At 72.5% G+C, this 17,667-nt stretch carries 20 protein-coding genes; 9 read left to right on the forward strand and 11 right to left on the reverse strand.

The window, feature by feature from the left end; genetic code table 11:
• Nucleotides 1-158 precede the first annotated feature (158 nt).
• A complete protein-coding gene (locus ACFVXJ_RS16965) occupies nt 159-494 on the forward strand; it encodes a hypothetical protein (RefSeq protein WP_389662430.1) in 336 nt (111 codons plus the stop codon).
• Here the strand turns inward: ACFVXJ_RS16965 and ACFVXJ_RS16970 are convergent.
• The 3 genes from ACFVXJ_RS16970 to ACFVXJ_RS16980 all read right to left on the reverse strand — a co-directional run bounded on the left by ACFVXJ_RS16970 (nt 381) and on the right by ACFVXJ_RS16980 (nt 3,589).
• Complete coding sequence (locus ACFVXJ_RS16970; RefSeq protein ID WP_389662431.1) at nt 381-1,388, reverse strand: sigma-70 family RNA polymerase sigma factor; 1,008 nt, start codon at nt 1,386-1,388, stop codon at nt 381-383. The two genes, ACFVXJ_RS16965 and ACFVXJ_RS16970, sit on opposite strands and share 114 nt — an antisense overlap.
• A gap of 74 nt (nt 1,389-1,462) precedes the next feature.
• A complete protein-coding gene (locus tag ACFVXJ_RS16975) occupies nt 1,463-2,128 on the reverse strand; it encodes a L,D-transpeptidase family protein (protein ID WP_389662468.1) in 666 nt (221 codons plus the stop codon).
• A gap of 180 nt (nt 2,129-2,308) precedes the next feature.
• Nucleotides 2,309-3,589 carry an MFS transporter gene (locus ACFVXJ_RS16980; RefSeq protein ID WP_389662432.1) on the reverse strand — a complete coding sequence of 427 codons (1,281 nt, stop codon included), beginning with the start codon at nt 3,587-3,589 and terminating at the stop codon, nt 2,309-2,311.
• Nucleotides 3,590-3,688: 99 nt separating this feature from the next.
• On the opposite strand from ACFVXJ_RS16980, the gene ACFVXJ_RS16985 reads away from it, so the two are divergent.
• On the forward strand, nt 3,689-4,615 hold the full coding sequence (locus tag ACFVXJ_RS16985; protein WP_389662433.1) for a LysR family transcriptional regulator: 927 nt from the start codon (nt 3,689-3,691) through the stop codon (nt 4,613-4,615).
• A 36-nt stretch (nt 4,616-4,651) separates the two neighbouring features.
• Here the strand turns inward: ACFVXJ_RS16985 and ACFVXJ_RS16990 are convergent, their stop codons facing one another.
• The 3 genes from ACFVXJ_RS16990 to ACFVXJ_RS17000 form a co-directional block, all read right to left on the reverse strand.
• On the reverse strand, nt 4,652-5,764 hold the full coding sequence (locus ACFVXJ_RS16990; RefSeq protein ID WP_389662434.1) for a LuxR C-terminal-related transcriptional regulator: 1,113 nt from the start codon (nt 5,762-5,764) through the stop codon (nt 4,652-4,654).
• A 243-nt stretch (nt 5,765-6,007) separates the two neighbouring features.
• Nucleotides 6,008-6,376: a cupin domain-containing protein gene (locus ACFVXJ_RS16995; RefSeq protein WP_389662435.1), complete on the reverse strand. Its 369-nt coding sequence runs from the start codon at nt 6,374-6,376 to the stop codon at nt 6,008-6,010.
• 94 nt (nt 6,377-6,470) lie between these two features.
• Nucleotides 6,471-7,220 carry a prolyl oligopeptidase family serine peptidase gene (locus ACFVXJ_RS17000; RefSeq protein WP_389662436.1) on the reverse strand — a complete coding sequence of 250 codons (750 nt, stop codon included), beginning with the start codon at nt 7,218-7,220 and terminating at the stop codon, nt 6,471-6,473.
• A gap of 114 nt (nt 7,221-7,334) precedes the next feature.
• On the opposite strand from ACFVXJ_RS17000, the gene ACFVXJ_RS17005 reads away from it, so the two are divergent.
• The 3 genes from ACFVXJ_RS17005 to ACFVXJ_RS17015 all read left to right on the forward strand — a co-directional run bounded on the left by ACFVXJ_RS17005 (nt 7,335) and on the right by ACFVXJ_RS17015 (nt 9,824).
• The gene (locus ACFVXJ_RS17005) at nt 7,335-8,483 is read left to right on the forward strand and encodes an adenosine deaminase (RefSeq protein ID WP_389662437.1); all 1,149 of its coding nucleotides are present in this window, start codon (nt 7,335-7,337) and stop codon (nt 8,481-8,483) included.
• A gap of 138 nt (nt 8,484-8,621) precedes the next feature.
• Nucleotides 8,622-8,885 carry a hypothetical protein gene (locus tag ACFVXJ_RS17010; RefSeq protein WP_389662438.1) on the forward strand — a complete coding sequence of 88 codons (264 nt, stop codon included), beginning with the start codon at nt 8,622-8,624 and terminating at the stop codon, nt 8,883-8,885.
• Nucleotides 8,886-9,041: 156 nt separating this feature from the next.
• A complete protein-coding gene (locus ACFVXJ_RS17015) occupies nt 9,042-9,824 on the forward strand; it encodes a hypothetical protein (RefSeq protein WP_389662439.1) in 783 nt (260 codons plus the stop codon).
• 31 nt (nt 9,825-9,855) lie between these two features.
• On the opposite strand, the gene ACFVXJ_RS17020 is transcribed toward ACFVXJ_RS17015, so the two are convergent.
• The 3 genes from ACFVXJ_RS17020 to ACFVXJ_RS17030 form a co-directional block, all read right to left on the reverse strand.
• A complete protein-coding gene (locus ACFVXJ_RS17020) occupies nt 9,856-10,068 on the reverse strand; it encodes a PspC domain-containing protein (RefSeq protein ID WP_389662440.1) in 213 nt (70 codons plus the stop codon).
• Between the two features lie 41 nt (nt 10,069-10,109).
• Nucleotides 10,110-10,670, reverse strand: a complete 561-nt coding sequence (locus ACFVXJ_RS17025; RefSeq protein ID WP_389662441.1) for a VanZ family protein — start codon at nt 10,668-10,670, stop codon at nt 10,110-10,112.
• A gap of 102 nt (nt 10,671-10,772) precedes the next feature.
• Nucleotides 10,773-11,405 (reverse strand): PH domain-containing protein, encoded by a 633-nt coding sequence (locus tag ACFVXJ_RS17030; RefSeq protein ID WP_389662442.1) that lies wholly within the window; start codon nt 11,403-11,405, stop codon nt 10,773-10,775.
• A gap of 174 nt (nt 11,406-11,579) precedes the next feature.
• Between ACFVXJ_RS17030 and deoC the strand changes: the two genes are divergently transcribed.
• Genes deoC through ACFVXJ_RS17045 form a run of 3 tightly spaced genes read left to right on the forward strand, consistent with a single transcriptional unit; the run spans nt 11,580 to nt 14,884 of the window.
• On the forward strand, nt 11,580-12,542 hold the full coding sequence (deoC, locus tag ACFVXJ_RS17035) for a deoxyribose-phosphate aldolase (RefSeq protein WP_389662469.1): 963 nt from the start codon (nt 11,580-11,582) through the stop codon (nt 12,540-12,542).
• 7 nt (nt 12,543-12,549) lie between these two features.
• Nucleotides 12,550-13,995: an aldehyde dehydrogenase family protein gene (locus tag ACFVXJ_RS17040; protein ID WP_389662443.1), complete on the forward strand. Its 1,446-nt coding sequence runs from the start codon at nt 12,550-12,552 to the stop codon at nt 13,993-13,995.
• The gene (locus ACFVXJ_RS17045) at nt 13,988-14,884 is read left to right on the forward strand and encodes an aldehyde dehydrogenase family protein (protein ID WP_389662444.1); all 897 of its coding nucleotides are present in this window, start codon (nt 13,988-13,990) and stop codon (nt 14,882-14,884) included. The genes ACFVXJ_RS17040 and ACFVXJ_RS17045 overlap by 8 nt, the downstream gene beginning before the upstream one ends.
• 83 nt (nt 14,885-14,967) lie before the next feature.
• Here ACFVXJ_RS17045 and ACFVXJ_RS17050 read toward each other — a convergent pair whose 3' ends face one another.
• The gene (locus ACFVXJ_RS17050) at nt 14,968-15,318 is read right to left on the reverse strand and encodes a hypothetical protein (protein ID WP_389662445.1); all 351 of its coding nucleotides are present in this window, start codon (nt 15,316-15,318) and stop codon (nt 14,968-14,970) included.
• Nucleotides 15,319-15,477: 159 nt separating this feature from the next.
• Here ACFVXJ_RS17050 and ACFVXJ_RS17055 point away from each other — a divergent pair, with 159 nt between their 5' ends.
• Nucleotides 15,478-16,110, forward strand: a complete 633-nt coding sequence (locus ACFVXJ_RS17055) for a uridine kinase (protein ID WP_389662446.1) — start codon at nt 15,478-15,480, stop codon at nt 16,108-16,110.
• Between the two features lie 798 nt (nt 16,111-16,908).
• Here the strand turns inward: ACFVXJ_RS17055 and ACFVXJ_RS17060 are convergent.
• The gene (locus ACFVXJ_RS17060; protein WP_389662447.1) at nt 16,909-17,601 is read right to left on the reverse strand and encodes a SigE family RNA polymerase sigma factor; all 693 of its coding nucleotides are present in this window, start codon (nt 17,599-17,601) and stop codon (nt 16,909-16,911) included.
• Between the last annotated feature and the right edge of the window lie 66 nt (nt 17,602-17,667).

Genomic DNA, 17,667 nt, shown 5'->3' on the forward strand with positions numbered 1-17,667 from the left:
GCGGCCCCCCACCCGCGGGCGGGGCCCCCCCCCCCCGGGGGGGGGGGGCCCCCCCCCGCCCCCCGCCCCGACGGCTTTTTCCACGCGCCCCCGACCGTGAACGGGACATGACGGGGCGCGGCGCGATGACTTTGGGGGCCCGGCCCGGTCAACCCCTCGTGGAGATCAGAAGACTGGTACTGCCCGGCCCCGCGGTGACCCCCGAGGACGCCGAACGGCTCGACGCGCTGTGCCGGGACGGCCCCCGCCCGCTGTGGGTGGTGTGCGCCGCCGGCGCTCTCGCCGGCGCCGGGCTCGCCGAGGTGGACGGGCTCGCCCGCCTCGCCCTCGCCGCCCGCCGGGCCGGGGTCCGCCTCAGCCTGGACGGGGCCGCGCCGCCGCTACGCGTCCTGCTGGACCTCGTCGGACTCGTCGAGCTGCTCGGGCAGCCCGAACAGCGGGAACCACCTGGCGGTGTCCAGGAAGGCGTTCAGCCCGACGATCTTCCCCTCTGATATCTCCAACACCTGGAGCGCCCACGGCTCGTGCCCGGGCCGGCCGTCCGCGCGCGGACGGTACTGCCCGAAGGCCGGCAGGCCGTTCGCCGTCGTGGGGACGAGCCGGGACCCCTTGCAGCCGATGCCCTGGTTCAGGTGCCACGCCGCGATGTCGGCGTGGCCCCGCAGCCACAGGTCGAACGGCGGCATCGACAGCACCGCGTCCTCGTGCAGCAGGGCGGTGAGCCGCGAGATGTCGTACGCCTCGAAGGCGCTCAGATAGCGCTCCAACAGCTTCGCCTGGTCCGCGTCCAGCGGGTCCGCGGGATCGCTCGCGCGGACCGCCTGCCCGGCCAGGGTGGCCCGCGCCCGCTGGAGGGCGCTGTTCACCGACGCCACCGTCGTCTCCAGCAGCGTCGCGACCTCGTCCGCCTTCCAGGCCAGCACCTCGCGCAGGATCAACACGGCCCGCTGCTTCGCCGGCAGGTGTTGGAGCGCGGCGACGAAGGCCAACCGGACGGACTCCTTCGCCAACGCCATCTCCGCGGGATCCGCGGTCTGCGGCAGCACCCGACCGTCCGGCACCGGCTCCAGCCAGGTCACCTCGGGCCGCTCGTTGAGCACGGCGGACGCCTGGTGCTGGGGCGCCCCGAAATCCATCGGCCGGGCCCGCTTGTTCCCCGCGTTCAGCAGGTCCAGGCAGACGTTCGTGGCGATCCGGTACAGCCAGGAGCGCAGCGAGGACCGGCCCTCGAACTTGTCGTAGGCGCGCCAGGCGCGCAGATACGTGTCCTGCACCGCGTCCTCGGCGTCGAAGGACGAGCCGAGCATCCGGTAGCAGTAACCGGTGAGCTCGACCCGGTAGCGGTCCATCGCCGAGTCGAGGTCCGGGCTGGTCGCGAGGTCACTCATGGCTGCCGTCCCCCAGTAGTCCCATTACGTCGAAAACTACCGGAGGGGTCTGACAACGGCAGCCCGGACGGGACTCACGTACCGGGCTTGCGCCCGTACACGTACACGTCGTCACCCTTGCGCAGCAGGTTCCAGTACGCCTTGGCGTCCGCCGGGCGCATGTTCACGCAGCCGCCCGAGCCGGGCGGGCTCCACATGCTCTTCTCGACCGAGTGGAAGGCGATGCCGCCGTCGAAGAACTGCGCGTACGGCATCGCGACGTCGTAGAGCGTCGACCAGAAGTCGATGTCGCGGTAGTAGATCTGCTTCCGACCCGTCCGCGTCTCGGTCCCGTCCTTGCCGGTGCGCACCGGTACCGGCCCGTAGACCAGCTTCCCGCCGTCCTGGACCCAACTGAGCTGGCGCGTCAGGTCCACGCAGGCGATCCGCCCCAGGTCCACCGGGCACGCGCCGTCCCGGTTGGGCGTGGTGCCCGCCGCCCGCTGCGCCAGCATCACGCTCATCGTCTGCCAGGTGAGCGGCCCGGCGTACCCCGCGGTCGGGGTGATGCCGTACGACGCCTGGAACGACCTGATGGCGGTGCAGTCGGCCGCCGACTGCACGCCGTCCACCGGCCGCCCCAGGAACTGCTCGACCTGCCGCTGGTAGGGCCCGGTGGTCGCGGTGCAGGAAGCGGCCTGCGCCGACCCGCCCCCGACGATCACCAGCGGCGCCGCCAGCGCCACCGCCGCGGCCACCAGTGCCGCCGCCCGACCCCTCGTACGAATCCGTCGTTTCCGTGTGGATGTCACATCCGCCTCCCCCTCGCATCCCTTCCCCGCCCGGAGGCCGAACGTGCCGGAGCCCGGAGCGTGTTGGGCTCCGGGCTCCGTAAATCACCTCGTACCGATGTCGTACGGGCGGGTGCGCGCGCCGTCGTATCAGCGCAGCGCGGCCAGGGTGGTCAGCCGGCGTTCGGCGCGCGCCACGCGCGACCCGTACAGGGTGATCGACGCGACGCCCACCACCGCCACCAGCGCGATCCCGACCGTGGCCGCCCACCCCGAGGCGTGGTAGGCCAGCGCCCCGAGGGTGCCGCCCGCACTCGAACCGAGGTAGTACGCCGACTGGTACAGCGCCGACGCCTGCGCCCGGCCCCTCGTCGCCGTCCGGCTCACCGCCGCCGAGGCCACCGCGTGCCCCGCGAAGAAACCGGCCGTGATCAGCACCAGGCCCGCCAGCACGGCGACCAGCGCGTCCGCCAGGGAGAGCAGCAGCCCGAGCGCGGTCGTGGTCACCGCCAGGTACAGCGCGCCGCGCCGGCCGATCCGGGCCACCAACTGCCCGGCCGCCGCCGAGGAGACCGTCCCGACCAGGTACACCAGGAACACCGATCCGACGACGCCCTGCCCCAGCGAGAACGGCTCGTCCACCAGGCGGTACCCGATGACCGTGTAGACCGCCCCGAACACCGTCATGAACAGCGCGCCGATCCCGTACAGCCGCAGCAGCAGCGGATCCCGCAGGTGCCCGGCGACGATACGGCCCACCGCGCGCGGCGCCGGCGACGCCGGCCGGAAGAACCGCGCCCGGGGCAGCAGCACCAGGAACGCGACCGCACACGCCAGCGCCATCAGCCCGACCGTCAGCAGCCCGGCCCGCCAGCCCCACAGCTGCGCCGCCCAGCCGGTGACGATGCGCCCGCTCATCCCGCCGATCGAATTGCCCGCCACGAACAGGCCGATCGCGCCGACCAGCGCCTTCGGCCGGACCTCCTCCGCCAGGTACGCCATCGCGGAGGCGGGGATGCCGGCGATCGCCGCGCCCTGGAGCGCGCGCAGCGCCACCAGCCACCCCAGGTTCGGGGCGAACGGGACGAGCAGGCCGACGCCGACGGCCACGGCCATCGCGCAGGTCATCATCCGGGTCCGCCCGAACCGCTCGGACAGCGCGCTCAGCGGCAGGACGAACAGCGCGAGTGAACCGGTGGCGGCGGACACCGTCCAACTGGCCTGACCGGCCGTCACGCCGAAGCCGGCGGAGATCGCGGGCAACAGCGCCTGGGTGGAGTAGAGGAGGGCGAAGGTCGCCAGTCCGGCGGCGAAGAGCGCGAGGCTCATCCGGCGGTAGCCGGGGCGGCCGGGGGAGAGGGGCTGCGGTGCGGGGGACGACGGGGTGGAGGCACCCGGGATGGTGGGTGCCCCGGTATGAGCGGGAGGCATGCTTCGACGGTAGACCCGGGCCGTTTCATGCGTCCAATGCACAGATTCGCGATAATCAATCCACTCATGCATCAGCCCAGCTCAGAGAGGTGCATGTCAATGAGTCGTTACGAAGAAGACATCCCCGTGACAAGTGCGCTGGCCCCCCGGCTCGCCTACTTCGTCGCGGTGGCCCGGCACGAGCACGTCACCCGCGCCGCGCACGAGCTGGGCGTACCGCAGTCCACGCTGTCCCGGGCCATGGTCCGACTCGAACAGGACCTGGCCGTCACGCTGTTCGCCCGCAAGGGCCGCACCGTCGCCCTCACCACCGCCGGGCGCACCTTCCTCGCCTCCGCCCAGCGGGCCCTCGGCGAGATCGCCCGCGCCGCCGAATCCGTACAGCAGGACGCCGACCCGGCCTCCGGGAAGGTCGCCTTCGGCTTCCTGCACACCCTGGGCTCCGAGACCGTACCCGGCCTGATCCGGGCCTTCCGCGCCGACCACCCGAGAATCCGCTTCTCCCTCGTCCAGAACTACGGCGAGGCCATGTTGGAGCGGCTGCGGGCCGGGGAACTGGACCTGTGCCTGACCTCCCCGCTCCCCGACGCCCCCGACCTGGTGGCCCGCCGGCTCGACGAACAGCGGCTGCGCCTGGTCGTGCCCGACGACCACCGCCTCGCGGGCCGCAAGCGGGTGCGGCTCGCCGAGGCCGCCGAGGAAACCTTCGTCACCCTGGAGCCCGGCTACGGCCTGCGCCGCATCACCGACGACCTGTGCGCGGAAGCCGGGTTCACCCCGCGGGTCGCCTTCGAGGGCGAGGAGGCGGAGACCCTGCGCGGCCTGGTCGCGGCCGGCCTGGGAGTGGCCCTGCTGCCGCCGCCCGCCGTGGCCCGGCCCGGCGTGGTGGAACTGACGGTGACGGCGCCCCGCGCGGTCCGCGAGATCGGCGTCGCCTGGCTCGACGGACACCCCGACACGCCGCCGGTGGCGGAGTTCAAGCGGTTCCTGCTGTCCCGGCGGGGCCGGCTGATCCCCGACCTGTGAGCAGGGGCCTCCGGGACGGGCTCCCGCGCCCCCGGCTCAGGCCGGACCGGCTGCCGCGGACTCGGCTTCCGCGGACTCGGCCGCTGCGGACTCGGTTTCCGTGCCCTCCGCTCCCGCGCCCCCGGCTTCCTCCGACCCGGTGTCCGCGCCCGCCGCCGACAGCAGGTACCCGGCCTGGAAACGCGACGTGGCACCCACCGCCCGCATGATCCCCGCGATGTGCCGCTGGCAGGTCCGCTGCGACATGCCCAGCCGGCGCGCGATCACCTTGTCCTCCAGCCCCTCCGCCAGCAGCCGTACGATCGTCCGCCGCAACTCGACCGTGAGGGAGCGGGCCGCCTCGGGGCCGACCGTCAGGGGGAAGGGCTCCGCCGGCACCCAGGACCGTTCGAAGGCCCCCTTCATGAAGTGCACGACGTTCGGCTCGCGCACCACCAGCGCCGCCCCGCTGCGGTCCGGCACCTCCATCAACCCGGTGTGCCCGTCGAAGACCAGCATCCGCATCAGCCCGTCCCCGACCGTGCGGACCTGCGCGCCCAGCGCCGTCACCCGCTCCACGTACGCCGCCGTCGGGCGCGAGTACCGCGCCGTGTGCTGGTAGACGGTCCGCATCCGCACCCCGCGTTCCAGCAGCGCCTCATCCCGCCCGATCGACTCCTCCAGCGACGCGGCCGGCCGGCCGCCACCGGGCTGGGAGGTCAGCAACTCGCACGCGGTGTCCGCCGCGAGCTCCGCGATCAGCCCCCGTACCGCCCCCAGGTCGGTCACCAGCTCCAGATGCCCCGAGCCGCTCGGGTCGCGGCGCGCGGCCCCCGCCTCGTACGCCGGGACCAGCTCCTCCAGCCGCCCGCGCAGCCGGTCCATCTCGTCGTGGGTCTCCCGGACGAGCAGCGCCAGCGGAGCCAGGGCCCGGGCCGCCGCCGCGCGGGGCGCCACCGCGCTCCACCGCTCCGGGCCGGTGCCGGGGGCCCGCTGGAGCAGGTGCGCCGCGGCCAGCTCGGTGATCGCCGTACCGGCGCGCGCGCCGAGGGCGGCGCACGCCTCCTCGGCGGTGAAGGCACGCCGGTCCACCGCGTACGCGTAGAGGCGCCGCGCGGCGGGGCTCAGCCCGTCGTCCCGGGCACTGGCTCCGAGGTCGTCGGCCGGCATGCGCCTATTTCTCCCTGTGGGTGAGGTTTTGTAAACCCCTCGTTTTCCCGCACGGCGGCAAGACGACCCCTCGCCGCGGCCCCATGGCATATGCCGAACCGGCACAGTGGTGCCGTGCCCGAGGGGGAAGGCCGGACGAGGGCGCGCCGGAACGGCCGCAGTCGTCCGACCGTGAGGGGGCGGATCGGCCGGCTCGGTGGGTCCGGCGCGCCTGCCGTCGGCCCGCCGGGTGCGGTGAAGGCGTCAGCCGGACGACTTGGCGTAGGCGCCGAAACCGGTCCAGTCGACGACGACGACCCGCTCGTCGCCCACCACCCAGGCGTCGTGTCCGGGCTCGATCTGCATGAAGTCGCCGGGTCCGTACTCCTCGCTCGTGCCGTCGTCCATGACGACGTTCATCCGACCGCTCACCATGTATCCGGTGTGGGCGGCCTCGCAGCTGTCCGTGCCGGCCAGCGGCTTGACGTGCTCCGACCAGCGCCAGCCCGGCTCGAACACCGCGCGGCCGACGGGCCCGCCGTCCGACTGGATCACGTCCAGCCGGCCCTTGCCGTCCTGGAACGGGCGCGTCTCGTCCGCGTCGTCGAAGTTCTTGCGCACGATCTGGGCCATGCCCGAATCGCCTCCCGTGAAGAAGCCCCCGAGGACAACCACCCGAGTCCACCTCCCACTTTACGCGCGGCCCGCGCCCCCGCCCGGGGGCGTTTCACCGCCGCGGCGAGCGCCCGAACCCGGAGGCCAGCGGCATCCGCAGGCCCAGCGGAGGGGGCGCGGCGAGCGCGTCGGTCACCGGCCGCGAGTACCGGCCCGAGAACATGGCGCCGAGCACGAAGTCCACCCCGAGGGCGACCACCTCCGCCTGGTGCTCGCGCAGCCCGTGCCCGTCCGAATGCACCTCGAACCGGCACGTGGAACGATTCGCCTTCTTCGCCCGCGCCGCCAGCCGGAAGGACGACTCCGGGTCGCAGCGCCCGTCGTCGGTCCCGTGCACGATCAGCACCTGCCGGCCCGCCAACTGCTTGACGGGCTCCGAATCCGGTTCCGATTCCGATTCGGCGGAGCCTTTCCCGCCCGCGCCGCGCCCGTCGAGGCGGGGGGCCAGCGCCAGCACCGCCTGGACGGCCTCGTGCCCCGCCGCCCGCAGCGCCGCCCGGCCGCCGGCGTCGTAGCCGGCCAGGCAGACGGGCACGTCCCCGTACCGGCGCACCACCTCGTCCACCGCCCACCGCGCCTCGTCCTCGCGAACGCCCGCCCCGTGCAGCACGGGGTGCGCGACCAGTCCCTGCGCCCCGCCCGCCCGGGCCAGCGCCCGGGCGAGCGGACGCACGGGACCCGGGGAGAATCTGGACGCCCCGGGGAGCAGGAGCACCACACCACTGACCGTCGAGACCGAGCCGTTCGCGCCGGCGGCCCGCCCCAGGCGGGCCCCGCGCGCCGGCGGCGCATGCTGTGCCATGGCGGAACAGTCTCAGACCTCCGGGTGTACGCCACCCGTCCGTACGGTCACTGTTACGTATCGACCCCTCACGCCGACCCCGCGCTCTACGCGCGTAGGAGCTAGAGTGCCCAGATGACGAGCGACACCCCGAACCTGCCCACCCCGGATCAGATCCGCCGTGCCCCCAAGGTGCTCCTCCACGACCACCTCGACGGTGGCCTGCGCCCCGGCACCATCATCGAGCTGGCCCGCGAGGTCGGCTACGAGAACCTCCCCGAGACCGACGCCGACAAGCTGGGCGTCTGGTTCCGGGAGGCCGCCGACTCCGGCTCCCTGCCGCGCTACCTGGAGACGTTCGCGCACACCTGCGCCGTCATGCAGACGAAGGCGGCGCTCTTCCGCGTCGCCGCCGAGTGCGCCGAGGACCTGGCCGAGGACGGCGTCGTGTACGCCGAGATCCGCTACGCCCCCGAGCAGCACCTGGAAGCCGGCCTGACCCTCGAAGAGGTCGTCGAGGCGGTCAACGACGGCTTCCGCGAGGGCGAGCGCCGCGCGAAGGCCAACGGCCACCGCATCCGGATCGGGGCCCTGCTGACCGCGATGCGCCACGCCGCCCGCGCGCTGGAGATCGCCGAGCTGGCCAACCGCTACCGCGACAACGGTGTGGTCGGCTTCGACATCGCCGGCGCCGAGGCCGGGTTCCCCCCCACCCGCCACCTCGACGCCTTCGAGTACCTCAAGCGCGAGAACAACCACTTCACGATCCACGCGGGCGAGGCGTTCGGCCTGCCCTCGATCTGGCAGGCCCTGCAATGGTGCGGCGCCGACCGCCTCGGTCACGGCGTGAAGATCATCGACGACATCGAGGTCGCCGCCGACGGCTCGGTGAAGCTGGGGCGCCTGGCCTCCTACGTCCGGGACAAGCGCATCCCCCTGGAGATGTGCCCGACCTCGAACCTCCAGACGGCCGCCGCCGCCTCGTACGCCGAGCACCCCATCGGCCTGCTGCGCAAGCTGCACTTCCGGCTGACCGTCAACACCGACAACCGGCTGATGAGCGGGACGAGCATGAGCCGCGAGTTCGAGCACCTGGTCGAGACGTTCGGCTACACGCTGGAAGACATGCAGTGGTTCACCGTCAATGCGATGAAGTCCGCGTTCATTCCTTTCGATGAACGACTGGCAATGATCAACGACGTGATCAAGCCGGGTTACGCGGAGCTGAAGTCCGAGTGGCTCTTCCGTCAGACCGCTTCGACCAGCGGATCTGTCTCGGCCTAGGCCACGGCATGACATGAAGGCGGCGCCCGGGAAGGGTTATTCCCGGGCGCTTTCTCATATTGAAGGATGTTTGCGGGTCGGGGTTTGAAGTGACTAGTTTGCGGAGCCGCTCAATTCCCCGTCGCAAGGACGATTTTGATGAAGAAGTCAGCTGCCAAGACGCTCGGTGTCGCCGCCCTGGGTGCCGCCTTCGCCGCCGTCGCCGCCGGTTCCGCATCCGCCGCCGTACCGGCCGTCGGTCTGACCGACGCGCTGGGCACCGCCACCGGCGCCGTCCAGGGGCTCACCAGCCAGCACAAGATGAGCGGCCACGAGGGCCAGGACGCCAGCGACCCGGGCGAGGCGCTCGGTGCGGTGACCGGTCTGCTCGGTGGCGTGCCGCTCAACAACCTCGGCAACTGATCCGTATCGCGCCCGTTCGTACGGCGTGAGCCGTCCGCGTCACCCGCACGCGCGCACCCGTGGCGCACACCCTTTCGACGGGTGTGCGCCATGTCGCGCGGTGTGCCACGATCACCGGCAACTGCCCGCCGAAGCAAGGTGTTTGGGGTCTCGGTCATGCGCATGAAGGCACGGTCCACGGCACGGACGTGGACACGGAAGGCGAGCGTCGCCCTGCTCCCCGCCCTCCTCCTCGCCACCACGGGATGCGGTGGCGCCCCCGACGGCCCCGCGGCCCCCGACGCGAAGGGGCCGGCCTCGCCGCGCCCCACGGCCGCGCCCTCCGCCGGCTCGGCGGCGCCGGCCGCACCGGCCTCCCCCAAGAACGCCGCGAGCAAGCTGGAGCGGTCCGCCCTGGAACCGGGCGACCTCGACGGCTACCAGATCTCCGCGCAGGGCAAGAACCCCAACGCCCCCTCCGGCCAGCCCCAGGCCGACCGCAAGGCGTGCCAGCCCCTGGCCGACGTCATGGGCGACAAGCCCGACCCGGCCGCCCGGGAGACCGTCAACCGGGGCGTCGGCTCGCAGAAGCAGGTCGGTCTCGCCGTCTCCGCCTCCGTCAGCTCCTACACCGAGGCCGACGCCCAACGCCTCATGGACCGACTGCGCGACGCGGTCGCCGAATGCGGCACGGGCTTCTCCGCCACGGTCCAGAAGCAGACCGGCAGCTACCGCGACGTGAAGCCCCTCGCGTACAAGACCGGCGGGGACGAGAACGTCAGCTGGACCACCACGGCCACCGCCGCTGGCGTCTCGGCGCAGGTTCACCTGGTCGTCGTCCGCCACGGCGCCACCGTCGTTCGGCTGATGGCCCTCAACGTGGCCGACGCCGCGAAGAAGGCGCAGGTGCCGCAAGAGGTGGCGGACAAGCAACTGGACAAGATCCGCAAGATCGGCTGAGGGACCCCGGGCCCCTGGGCCCGGTCCGCGACTACCAGGCGGTCCCGGCGGAGCCGGCGCCCGGCCGCTCGTTCGGCAGCAGCAGCCACAGCGCCAGGTAGATCAGGAACTGCGGACCGGGCAGCAGGCACGACAGGACGAAAATGATCCGCATCGTCCGTGCCTTCATCCCGAACCGTCGCGCGAGACCGGCGCAGACGCCACCGATCATCCGTCCGTCACGGGGGCGGGTAATCGCGCTCATGGGTTTCTCCTCGTATCTCGGAACCGCTTTCCTGCGACGCCTCAATACTCGCGCGGAACCGCCGACAGAACCTCGGTCCAAGGGCGCACGTCGACCCTGGTAATTCTCGGGGTGGGCCCCTGAGAGCGCCGCAGCCTGGACCTCAGGGCCGGCACCACCGCCGCGTGGACGAGCAGCACGCCGGCCGTGTTCAGCAGCACCGAGTCGACGTCGAGGACCTGCCCCGGCACCCCGCTCTGCAGCATCGCGATGCTCAGCGAGAGCAGCGCCGCCGCCGCCCCCGTCCGGGCCAGCGAGGACCACGCGGCCAGCGGCGACCGGGCGAGCCGCCCGCCGGCCAGCGGCAACAGCACCCCGAGCGGGGCCAGCAGGGCCAGGTCCCCGCCGATCCGGCGGGCCGCCTCCAGCGGCCCGTAGGCGAGGTCGGCCCGGATGCCCTCCAGCGGAGTCAGATTCGCGGCGGCGGCCCAGGGCACGTCCAGCGGCCGTAGGGTCAGCCAGCCGACGAGGAGGAGGTGGGCGACCAGCAGGGCCCCGCCGAGGAGTCGGAGCCGGACGTGGATGGCTGTGGCGGCGGTGTCGCCGGCCTCATGACGCTGCACACCTGCGAGGACGCAACAGCCGGTAGCGGCGGTTCCGCCCGTTCCCGACGGGACGGGACGGTGTGACGGGACGCACCCGTACCCGCGGCGGCGCGACACCGACTACCGCAGGGCGAGCAGCACGATCAGGAGCACCGCGCCCGCCGCGGCCGGCGCGATGACCTCGTACGACCACCGGACCGTGACGGCGCCCCGGGCGCTCGCGCGCGCCGCCCCGCGTTCGGCCAGCTCCTGCAGTTCGTCCACGACCTTGTCGGCGAGCGCCCGCGGCGATGCCTGGGACGCGACCGCGCCCGCCGCCCGCTCCTGGCCCTTGGCCACCGCCCCGACGTCCCGGCCCTGCCGGCGCTGCGCCTTCTTGCGCTCGCGCAGCGACACGGGGACCGACCAGAGCTGGTACTTCTCGCCCTCCGCCAGCACCTCCGCCGAGTACCCGGCGCGCACCGCGTCCACGGAGGCCCAGGGCAGCTCGATGACCCGGAAGGGGTTGCGGACCCGCATCCGGTCCTCGTTGGCGAAGACGGCCGGCCGGATGGTGAACGCGACGGTCAGCGGCACGGCGCACAGTGCCACGGCCAGTCCGATCCAGCGGGTGCCGCCGTCCCCGTAGACCACGGCGTCCCCGCACAGCCAGACGATCATCGCGAGGGTCAGTACGCCGGTTGCGATGCCCATGGACGAGCGGTAGACGCGATCGGCGTAGACCGGCTCGGCGGCGGGCTGCTGGCTGCTCATGCGCCCGATTCTGCCTCACGCCGTCCCGGGCCACGAGATTCGGCCCAGGAGATCCGGCTCACGGGACCGCACAGGAAGGGACGGGGTCGGGGGAGGCGGAGGTGTCGATTCCATAGCGGATCGGGAGAGGGGGTGGCATGTCGCTACGCGCGTAGATATGCTCATCTGGTGACCATGCCCACCACCCTCACCGCATTCGCTGACGTGACGACGTCCGACAGCGCGCTGCGCCGCTTCCTGCACGGGCTGCCCGGCGTAGACGCAGTCGGACTGGAGGCCCGCGCGGCCTCCCTCGGCACCCGCTCGATCAAGACGACGGCCAAGGCGTACGCCATCGACCTGGCCATCTCGATGATCGACCTGACCACGCTTGAGGGTGCGGACACCCCGGGCAAGGTGCGGGCGCTCTCCGCCAAGGCCGTCAACCCCGACCCGACCGACCGCACGACGCCCATGACCGCCGCGGTCTGCGTCTACCCGGACATGGTGGCCACCGCCAAGGCCGCCCTGAACGGCGCCGACGTCAAGGTGGCCTCCGTCGCGACCGCCTTCCCGGCCGGTCGCGCCGCGCTGCCCGTCAAGCTCGCGGACACCCGTGACGCCGTCGCCGCCGGAGCCGACGAGATCGACATGGTCATCGACCGTGGCGCCTTCCTCGCCGGCCGCTACCTCGACACGTACGAGCTGATCAAGGCCGTCAAGGAGGCCTGCGTACGCCCCGACGGCAGCGCCGCGCGCCTCAAGGTCATTTTCGAGACCGGCGAGCTGTCCACGTACGACAACATCCGCCGCGCCTCCTGGATCGGCATGCTCGCGGGCGCCGACTTCATCAAGACCTCCACCGGCAAGGTCGGCGTCAACGCCACCCCCGCCAACACCCTCCTGATGCTCGAAGCCGTCCGCGACTTCAAGGAGCAGACTGGAATCCAGATCGGCGTGAAGCCGGCCGGCGGCATCCGCACCACCAAGGACGCGATCAAGTTCCTGGTCCTGGTCAACGAGACCGCGGGCGAGGACTGGCTGAGCAACCACTGGTTCCGCTTCGGCGCCTCCAGCCTGCTCAACGACCTGCTGATGCAGCGCCAGAAGCTGAGCACCGGCCGTTACTCCGGTCCCGACTACGTGACGGTGGACTGAGACCATCATGGAAAACAAGACATCCCTCTTCGAGTACGCACCGGCTCCCGAGTCCCGCTCGGTCGTCGACATCGCCCCCTCCTACGGTCTCTTCATCGACGGCGAGTTCACCGACGCCGCCGACGGCAAGGTCTTCAAGACCGTCTCGCCGTCGTCCGAGGAAGTCCTCTCCGAGGTCGCCCAGGCCGGCGCCGCCGACGTCGACCGCGCCGTCAAGGCCGCCCGCAAGGCGTTCGAGAAGTGGTCCGCGCTGCCCGGCTCCGAGCGCGCCAAGTACCTCTTCCGCATCGCCCGGATCATCCAGGAGCGCAGCCGCGAGCTGGCCGTCCTGGAGACCCTGGACAACGGCAAGCCGATCAGGGAGACCCGCGACGCGGACCTTCCGCTCGTCGCCGCGCACTTCTTCTACTACGCGGGCTGGGCCGACAAGCTCGACCACGCCGGCTACGGCCCGAACCCGCGTCCGCTGGGCGTGGCCGGTCAGGTCATCCCGTGGAACTTCCCGCTGTTGATGCTGGCGTGGAAGATCGCCCCGGCGCTCGCCACCGGCAACACGGTCGTCCTCAAGCCCGCCGAGACCACCCCGCTGTCCGCCCTGTTCTTCGCGGACATCTGCCGCCAGGCCGGCTTGCCCAAGGGTGTCGTCAACATCCTCCCGGGCTACGGGGACGCGGGCGCGGCCCTCGTCGAGCACCCCGACGTGAACAAGGTCGCCTTCACCGGCTCCACCGCGGTCGGCAAGGCCATCGCCCGCCAGATCGCGGGCACGGACAAGAAGGCCACCCTGGAACTGGGCGGCAAGGGCGCCAACATCGTCTTCGACGACGCCCCCATCGACCAGGCCGTCGAGGGCATCGTCACCGGCATCTTCTTCAACCAGGGCCAGGTCTGCTGCGCGGGCTCGCGCCTGCTGGTCCAGGAGTCGATCCACGACGAGCTGCTGGACTCCCTCAAGCGCCGGCTGTCCACGCTGCGCCTCGGTGACCCGCTCGACAAGAACACCGACATCGGCGCCATCAACTCCGCCGAGCAACTGGCCCGGATCACCGCGCTCGCCGAGACCGGCGAGGCCGAGGGCGCCGAGCGCTGGTCCCCGGCGTGCGAGCTGCCGTCCGCCGGCTACTGGTTCGCCCCGACGCTGTTCACCAACGTCACCCAGGCGCACACCGTCGCCCGCGACGAGATCTTCGGTCCGGTGCTGTCGGTACTGACCTTCCGCACGCCCGACGAGGCCGTCGCGAAGGCCAACAACAGCCAGTACGGCCTGTCCGCCGGCATCTGGACGGAGAAGGGCTCGCGCATCCTCGCGGTCGCGGGCAAGCTCCGGGCGGGTGTGGTGTGGGCCAACACGTTCAACAAGTTCGACCCGACCTCGCCCTTCGGCGGCTACAAGGAGTCGGGCTTCGGTCGCGAGGGCGGCCGCCACGGTCTGGAGTCCTACCTCGATGTCTGAGTCCTCTGTGCGTCTGAACGTCTTCAAGACCTACAAGCTGTACGTCGGGGGCAAGTTCCCCCGCTCCGAGAGCGGCCGGGTGTACGAGGTGAGCGACTCGAAGGGCAACTGGCTGGCGAACGCGCCGCTGTCGTCCCGCAAGGACGCGCGTGACGCGGTCGTCGCCGCCCGCAAGGCGTTCGGCGGCTGGGCGGGCGCGACCGCGTACAACCGCGGGCAGGTCCTCTACCGCGTCGCCGAGATGCTGGAGGGCCGCCGGGAGCAGTTCGTCCGCGAGGTCGGCGAGGCCGAGGGACTGTCCAAGTCCAAGGCGGCGGCCGTCGTGGACGCGGCCGTCGACCGCTGGGTCTGGTACGCGGGCTGGACCGACAAGATCGGCCAGGTCGTGGGCGCGGCCAACCCGGTCGCGGGCCCGTACTTCAACCTCTCCACCCCGGAGCCGACCGGTGTCGTCACCGTCGTCGCCCCGCAGGACTCGTCCTTCCTGGGCCTGGTCTCCGTCATCGCCCCGGTCATCGCGACGGGCAACACCGCCGTGGTGATCGCCTCGGAGAAGTCGCCGCTGCCCGCCCTGTCCCTGGGCGAGGTGCTGGCCACCTCCGACCTGCCGGGCGGCGTGGTCAACATCCTGTCCGGCAAGGCCGCCGAGATGGGCCCCCACCTGGCGTCCCACCAAGACGTCAACGCGATCGACCTGGCGGGCGCCGACGCGGCGCTGGCCAAGGAACTGGAGATCGCCGCGGCCGACAACCTCAAGCGCGTCCTGCGTCCACAGCCTGTGGACGACTGGACCGCCGACCCGGGCACGTCGCGCATGACGGCGTTCCTGGAGACCAAGACGGTCTGGCACCCCACGGGGTCGCTGGGCGCGTCCGGCTCGTCCTACTGACGCCTGCCGATCCCGTAGCGCGGCCCTGGAAACCGGCCCCGGCAGCGACCCCCGCGCTGTCGGGGCCTTCGGCGTCCTCGCCGCTACCTCGGTCCCGGCAGCAGGGGGCCGAGCAGCGAACCCGCGGCGGCGGTGGGCAGTTCACCGACCGACGGGCCCTGGGTCAGGACGCCGGTGACCATGGTGGTGCCGACCGCCGGGAAGTCCGCGACCTTCGTCCCCACCCCGTTGTCGAGGGGGTCCACGCCGGTGTGGGCCAGCGGGTTCACCTTGAGGTTCGTGATCGGGTCGGTGACCCCGGACAGGGCCGCCGGGACGGACAGCTCGCCGGCCTGCGCGCCGCCGGCGGCCATCGCCAGGGCCGCACCGGCCATCGAGAGGGTGAGGCCGGCGGTACGAAGTGCGCCGTTGCCGGGGGCTGCGTGACGTGCCATGAGGTTCCCGCCTGTGGTCGTAGTCGCGTGCGCACGCAGCGTAGTGGAGGTCCGGGTCCGGTTTCCAACCGGCCGTGCCGGGCGGCCGGATGTGAGACGGCTCGCAGGACGCGTCACCGATGTACCCGTACGGGAGGTCATGCCTCACACTGGTGACCCGTGAGCTCCTCCTCTCCCCTCCCCACGCGCGTCGTCCTGCTGACCGGGCCCTCGGGCTCCGGCAAGTCCTCGCTCGCGGCCCGCTCGGGCCTGCCCGTGCTGCGCCTGGACGACTTCTACAAGGAGGGCGACGACCCGACGCTGCCGCTGGTCGAGGGCAGCTCGGACATCGACTGGGACTCGCCGCTGTCGTGGGACGCCGAGGCGGCGGTCGCCGCGATCGCGGAACTGTGCGCGGCGGGGCGGACCGAGGTGCCGGTGTACTCCATCGCGACGTCGTCGCGGACGGGTGCGGAGACGCTGGACATAGCGCGTACGCCGCTGTTCATCGCGGAGGGGATCTTCGCGGCCGACATCGTGGCCCGCTGTCAGGAGCTGGGGCTGCTGGCGGACGCGATCTGCCTGCGGGGGCGCCCGTCGACCACGTTCCGCCGGAGGTTGGCGCGGGACCTGCGCGAGGGGCGCAAGTCGGTTCCGTTCCTGCTGCGCAGGGGCTGGCGGCTGATGCGGGCGGAGCGGGGGATCGTGGCGCGGCACGCGGCGCTGGGCGCGGTGCCCTGTGCGCGGGACGAAGCCCTGGGCCGCCTCGCCGCCTGCGCGGCCGGCCGCCACCGCACCCCCACCCCGGCCTGACCCCTCCGGGGGCCCGCGCCGCCCGGCTTTCCGGCGTGCCGGACCCCTCCTGCGGCTGCGCCGCCTCGCTCCTGGGCGGGACGAATTCAGCGGCCTCGCCGCGCGCTTTCCGTCGGCGGCCGGGCCATTTCAGCCTCGTGGGGGTACCTCCCAGCGGTAGCCGGGGGAGTTTGAGGCGCGGGGTCCGGGGCGGCGCCCCAGGAAACCCGGCTCCGCCGGGCACCGGCCTCCGCCCGGACCTGCGCCTCAAACGCCGGCGAGGCTGGAAGGGCGGACCTACGCCTCAAACTCCCCCAGCTACCTCCCCCGGACTCCGTCCGGGGGGACCCCCACTCAAACGCCGGCGAGGCTGGGAGTGCGGACCTGCGCCCCAAACGCCGGCGAGGCTGGAGGTGTGTCCCCGCGCCTCAAACGCCGGCGGGGCCGGGGTGGTCCGGCCTGCCGGCCTGGCCTTGCGGCTGTGCCGCGCCCATCCGGCGTGTCGCCGTGCTTTCCGGCCGCGCCCGACCCGTTGCGGCTGCGCCGCTCAGCTTCCGGCGGGGCCGGGGCAAGCCCCGTCTGCCGGGCCGCCTTGCGGTGCGCCGCTCATCCGCCGCGTCGGCGGGCTGTCCGGCGGGCCGGACTTGTCGGGCAGGCCCGGGGTGGCTCGCCCGGGTGGGACGGGTGACGCCGCGCATGCGAAAAGGCGGGATCATGCGGACCCCCGACCGCTTGATCCCGCCTTTTCCCCCCGCGGCCCCCGCCCTACCCCCGTAGGACGGGCCCCCTCGGCCCGATGGTCTTCGTCACGCGACGACGTCAGGCGACGAGTTCCCCGAAGGACTCCGCCTCGTCCCGGCCGAAGCTCAGGACGTCGTCCTCGCGCAGCCGCCGCAGCGACCGCCAGATGCTGGACTTCACCGTGCCGACGCTGATGCCCAGGATCTCCGCGATCTCCGGGTCGGTACGGCCCTCGTAGTACCGCAGGACCAGCATCGTCCGCTGCGGCTCCGGGATCCGGGCCAGTGCCTGCCACAGCACCGCCCGCAGCTCCGTACCGCGCATCGCGTCCGTGTCGGAGGCCGTCTCCGGCAGCTCCTCCGTCGGGTACTCGTTCAGCTTCCGCCGACGCCACGCGCTGATGTGCAGGTTCGTCATCGTGCGGCGCAGGTACCCGCCGACCGCCGCCTTGTCGCTGATCCGGTCCCACGCCCGGTAGGTCGAGAACAGCGCGCTCTGGAGCAGGTCCTCCGCCTCGTACCGGTCGCCGGTGAGGTGGAACGCCGTCGCGAACAGCGCCGCCCGCCGTTCCCGTACGTACGCCGTGAATTCCGCCTCCGAGGAGGAAGGAAGACGCGGAGTGGGAACCGCCTGGTACGTGTTCGCGTCAATGGCTACAGGATGCGTCGGCCGCTGACGGGCGACCGTCGCCGTACAGACACCCGCCCGGCGGTTCGCATCGTGCAGCCGCGTGACAACCGCGCTGGTCGTGGTGCTGTGCAGCGTGTTCATCTCGCGCCCCCCGTCGTGGAGTCTGCTTCGGTCCGTCTCTGGGTAGAAGCCTGCCCCGCCGACTTA

It is taken from the genome of Streptomyces sp. NPDC058279, assembly GCF_042881255.1.
GTDB lineage: Bacteria > Actinomycetota > Actinomycetes > Streptomycetales > Streptomycetaceae > Streptomyces.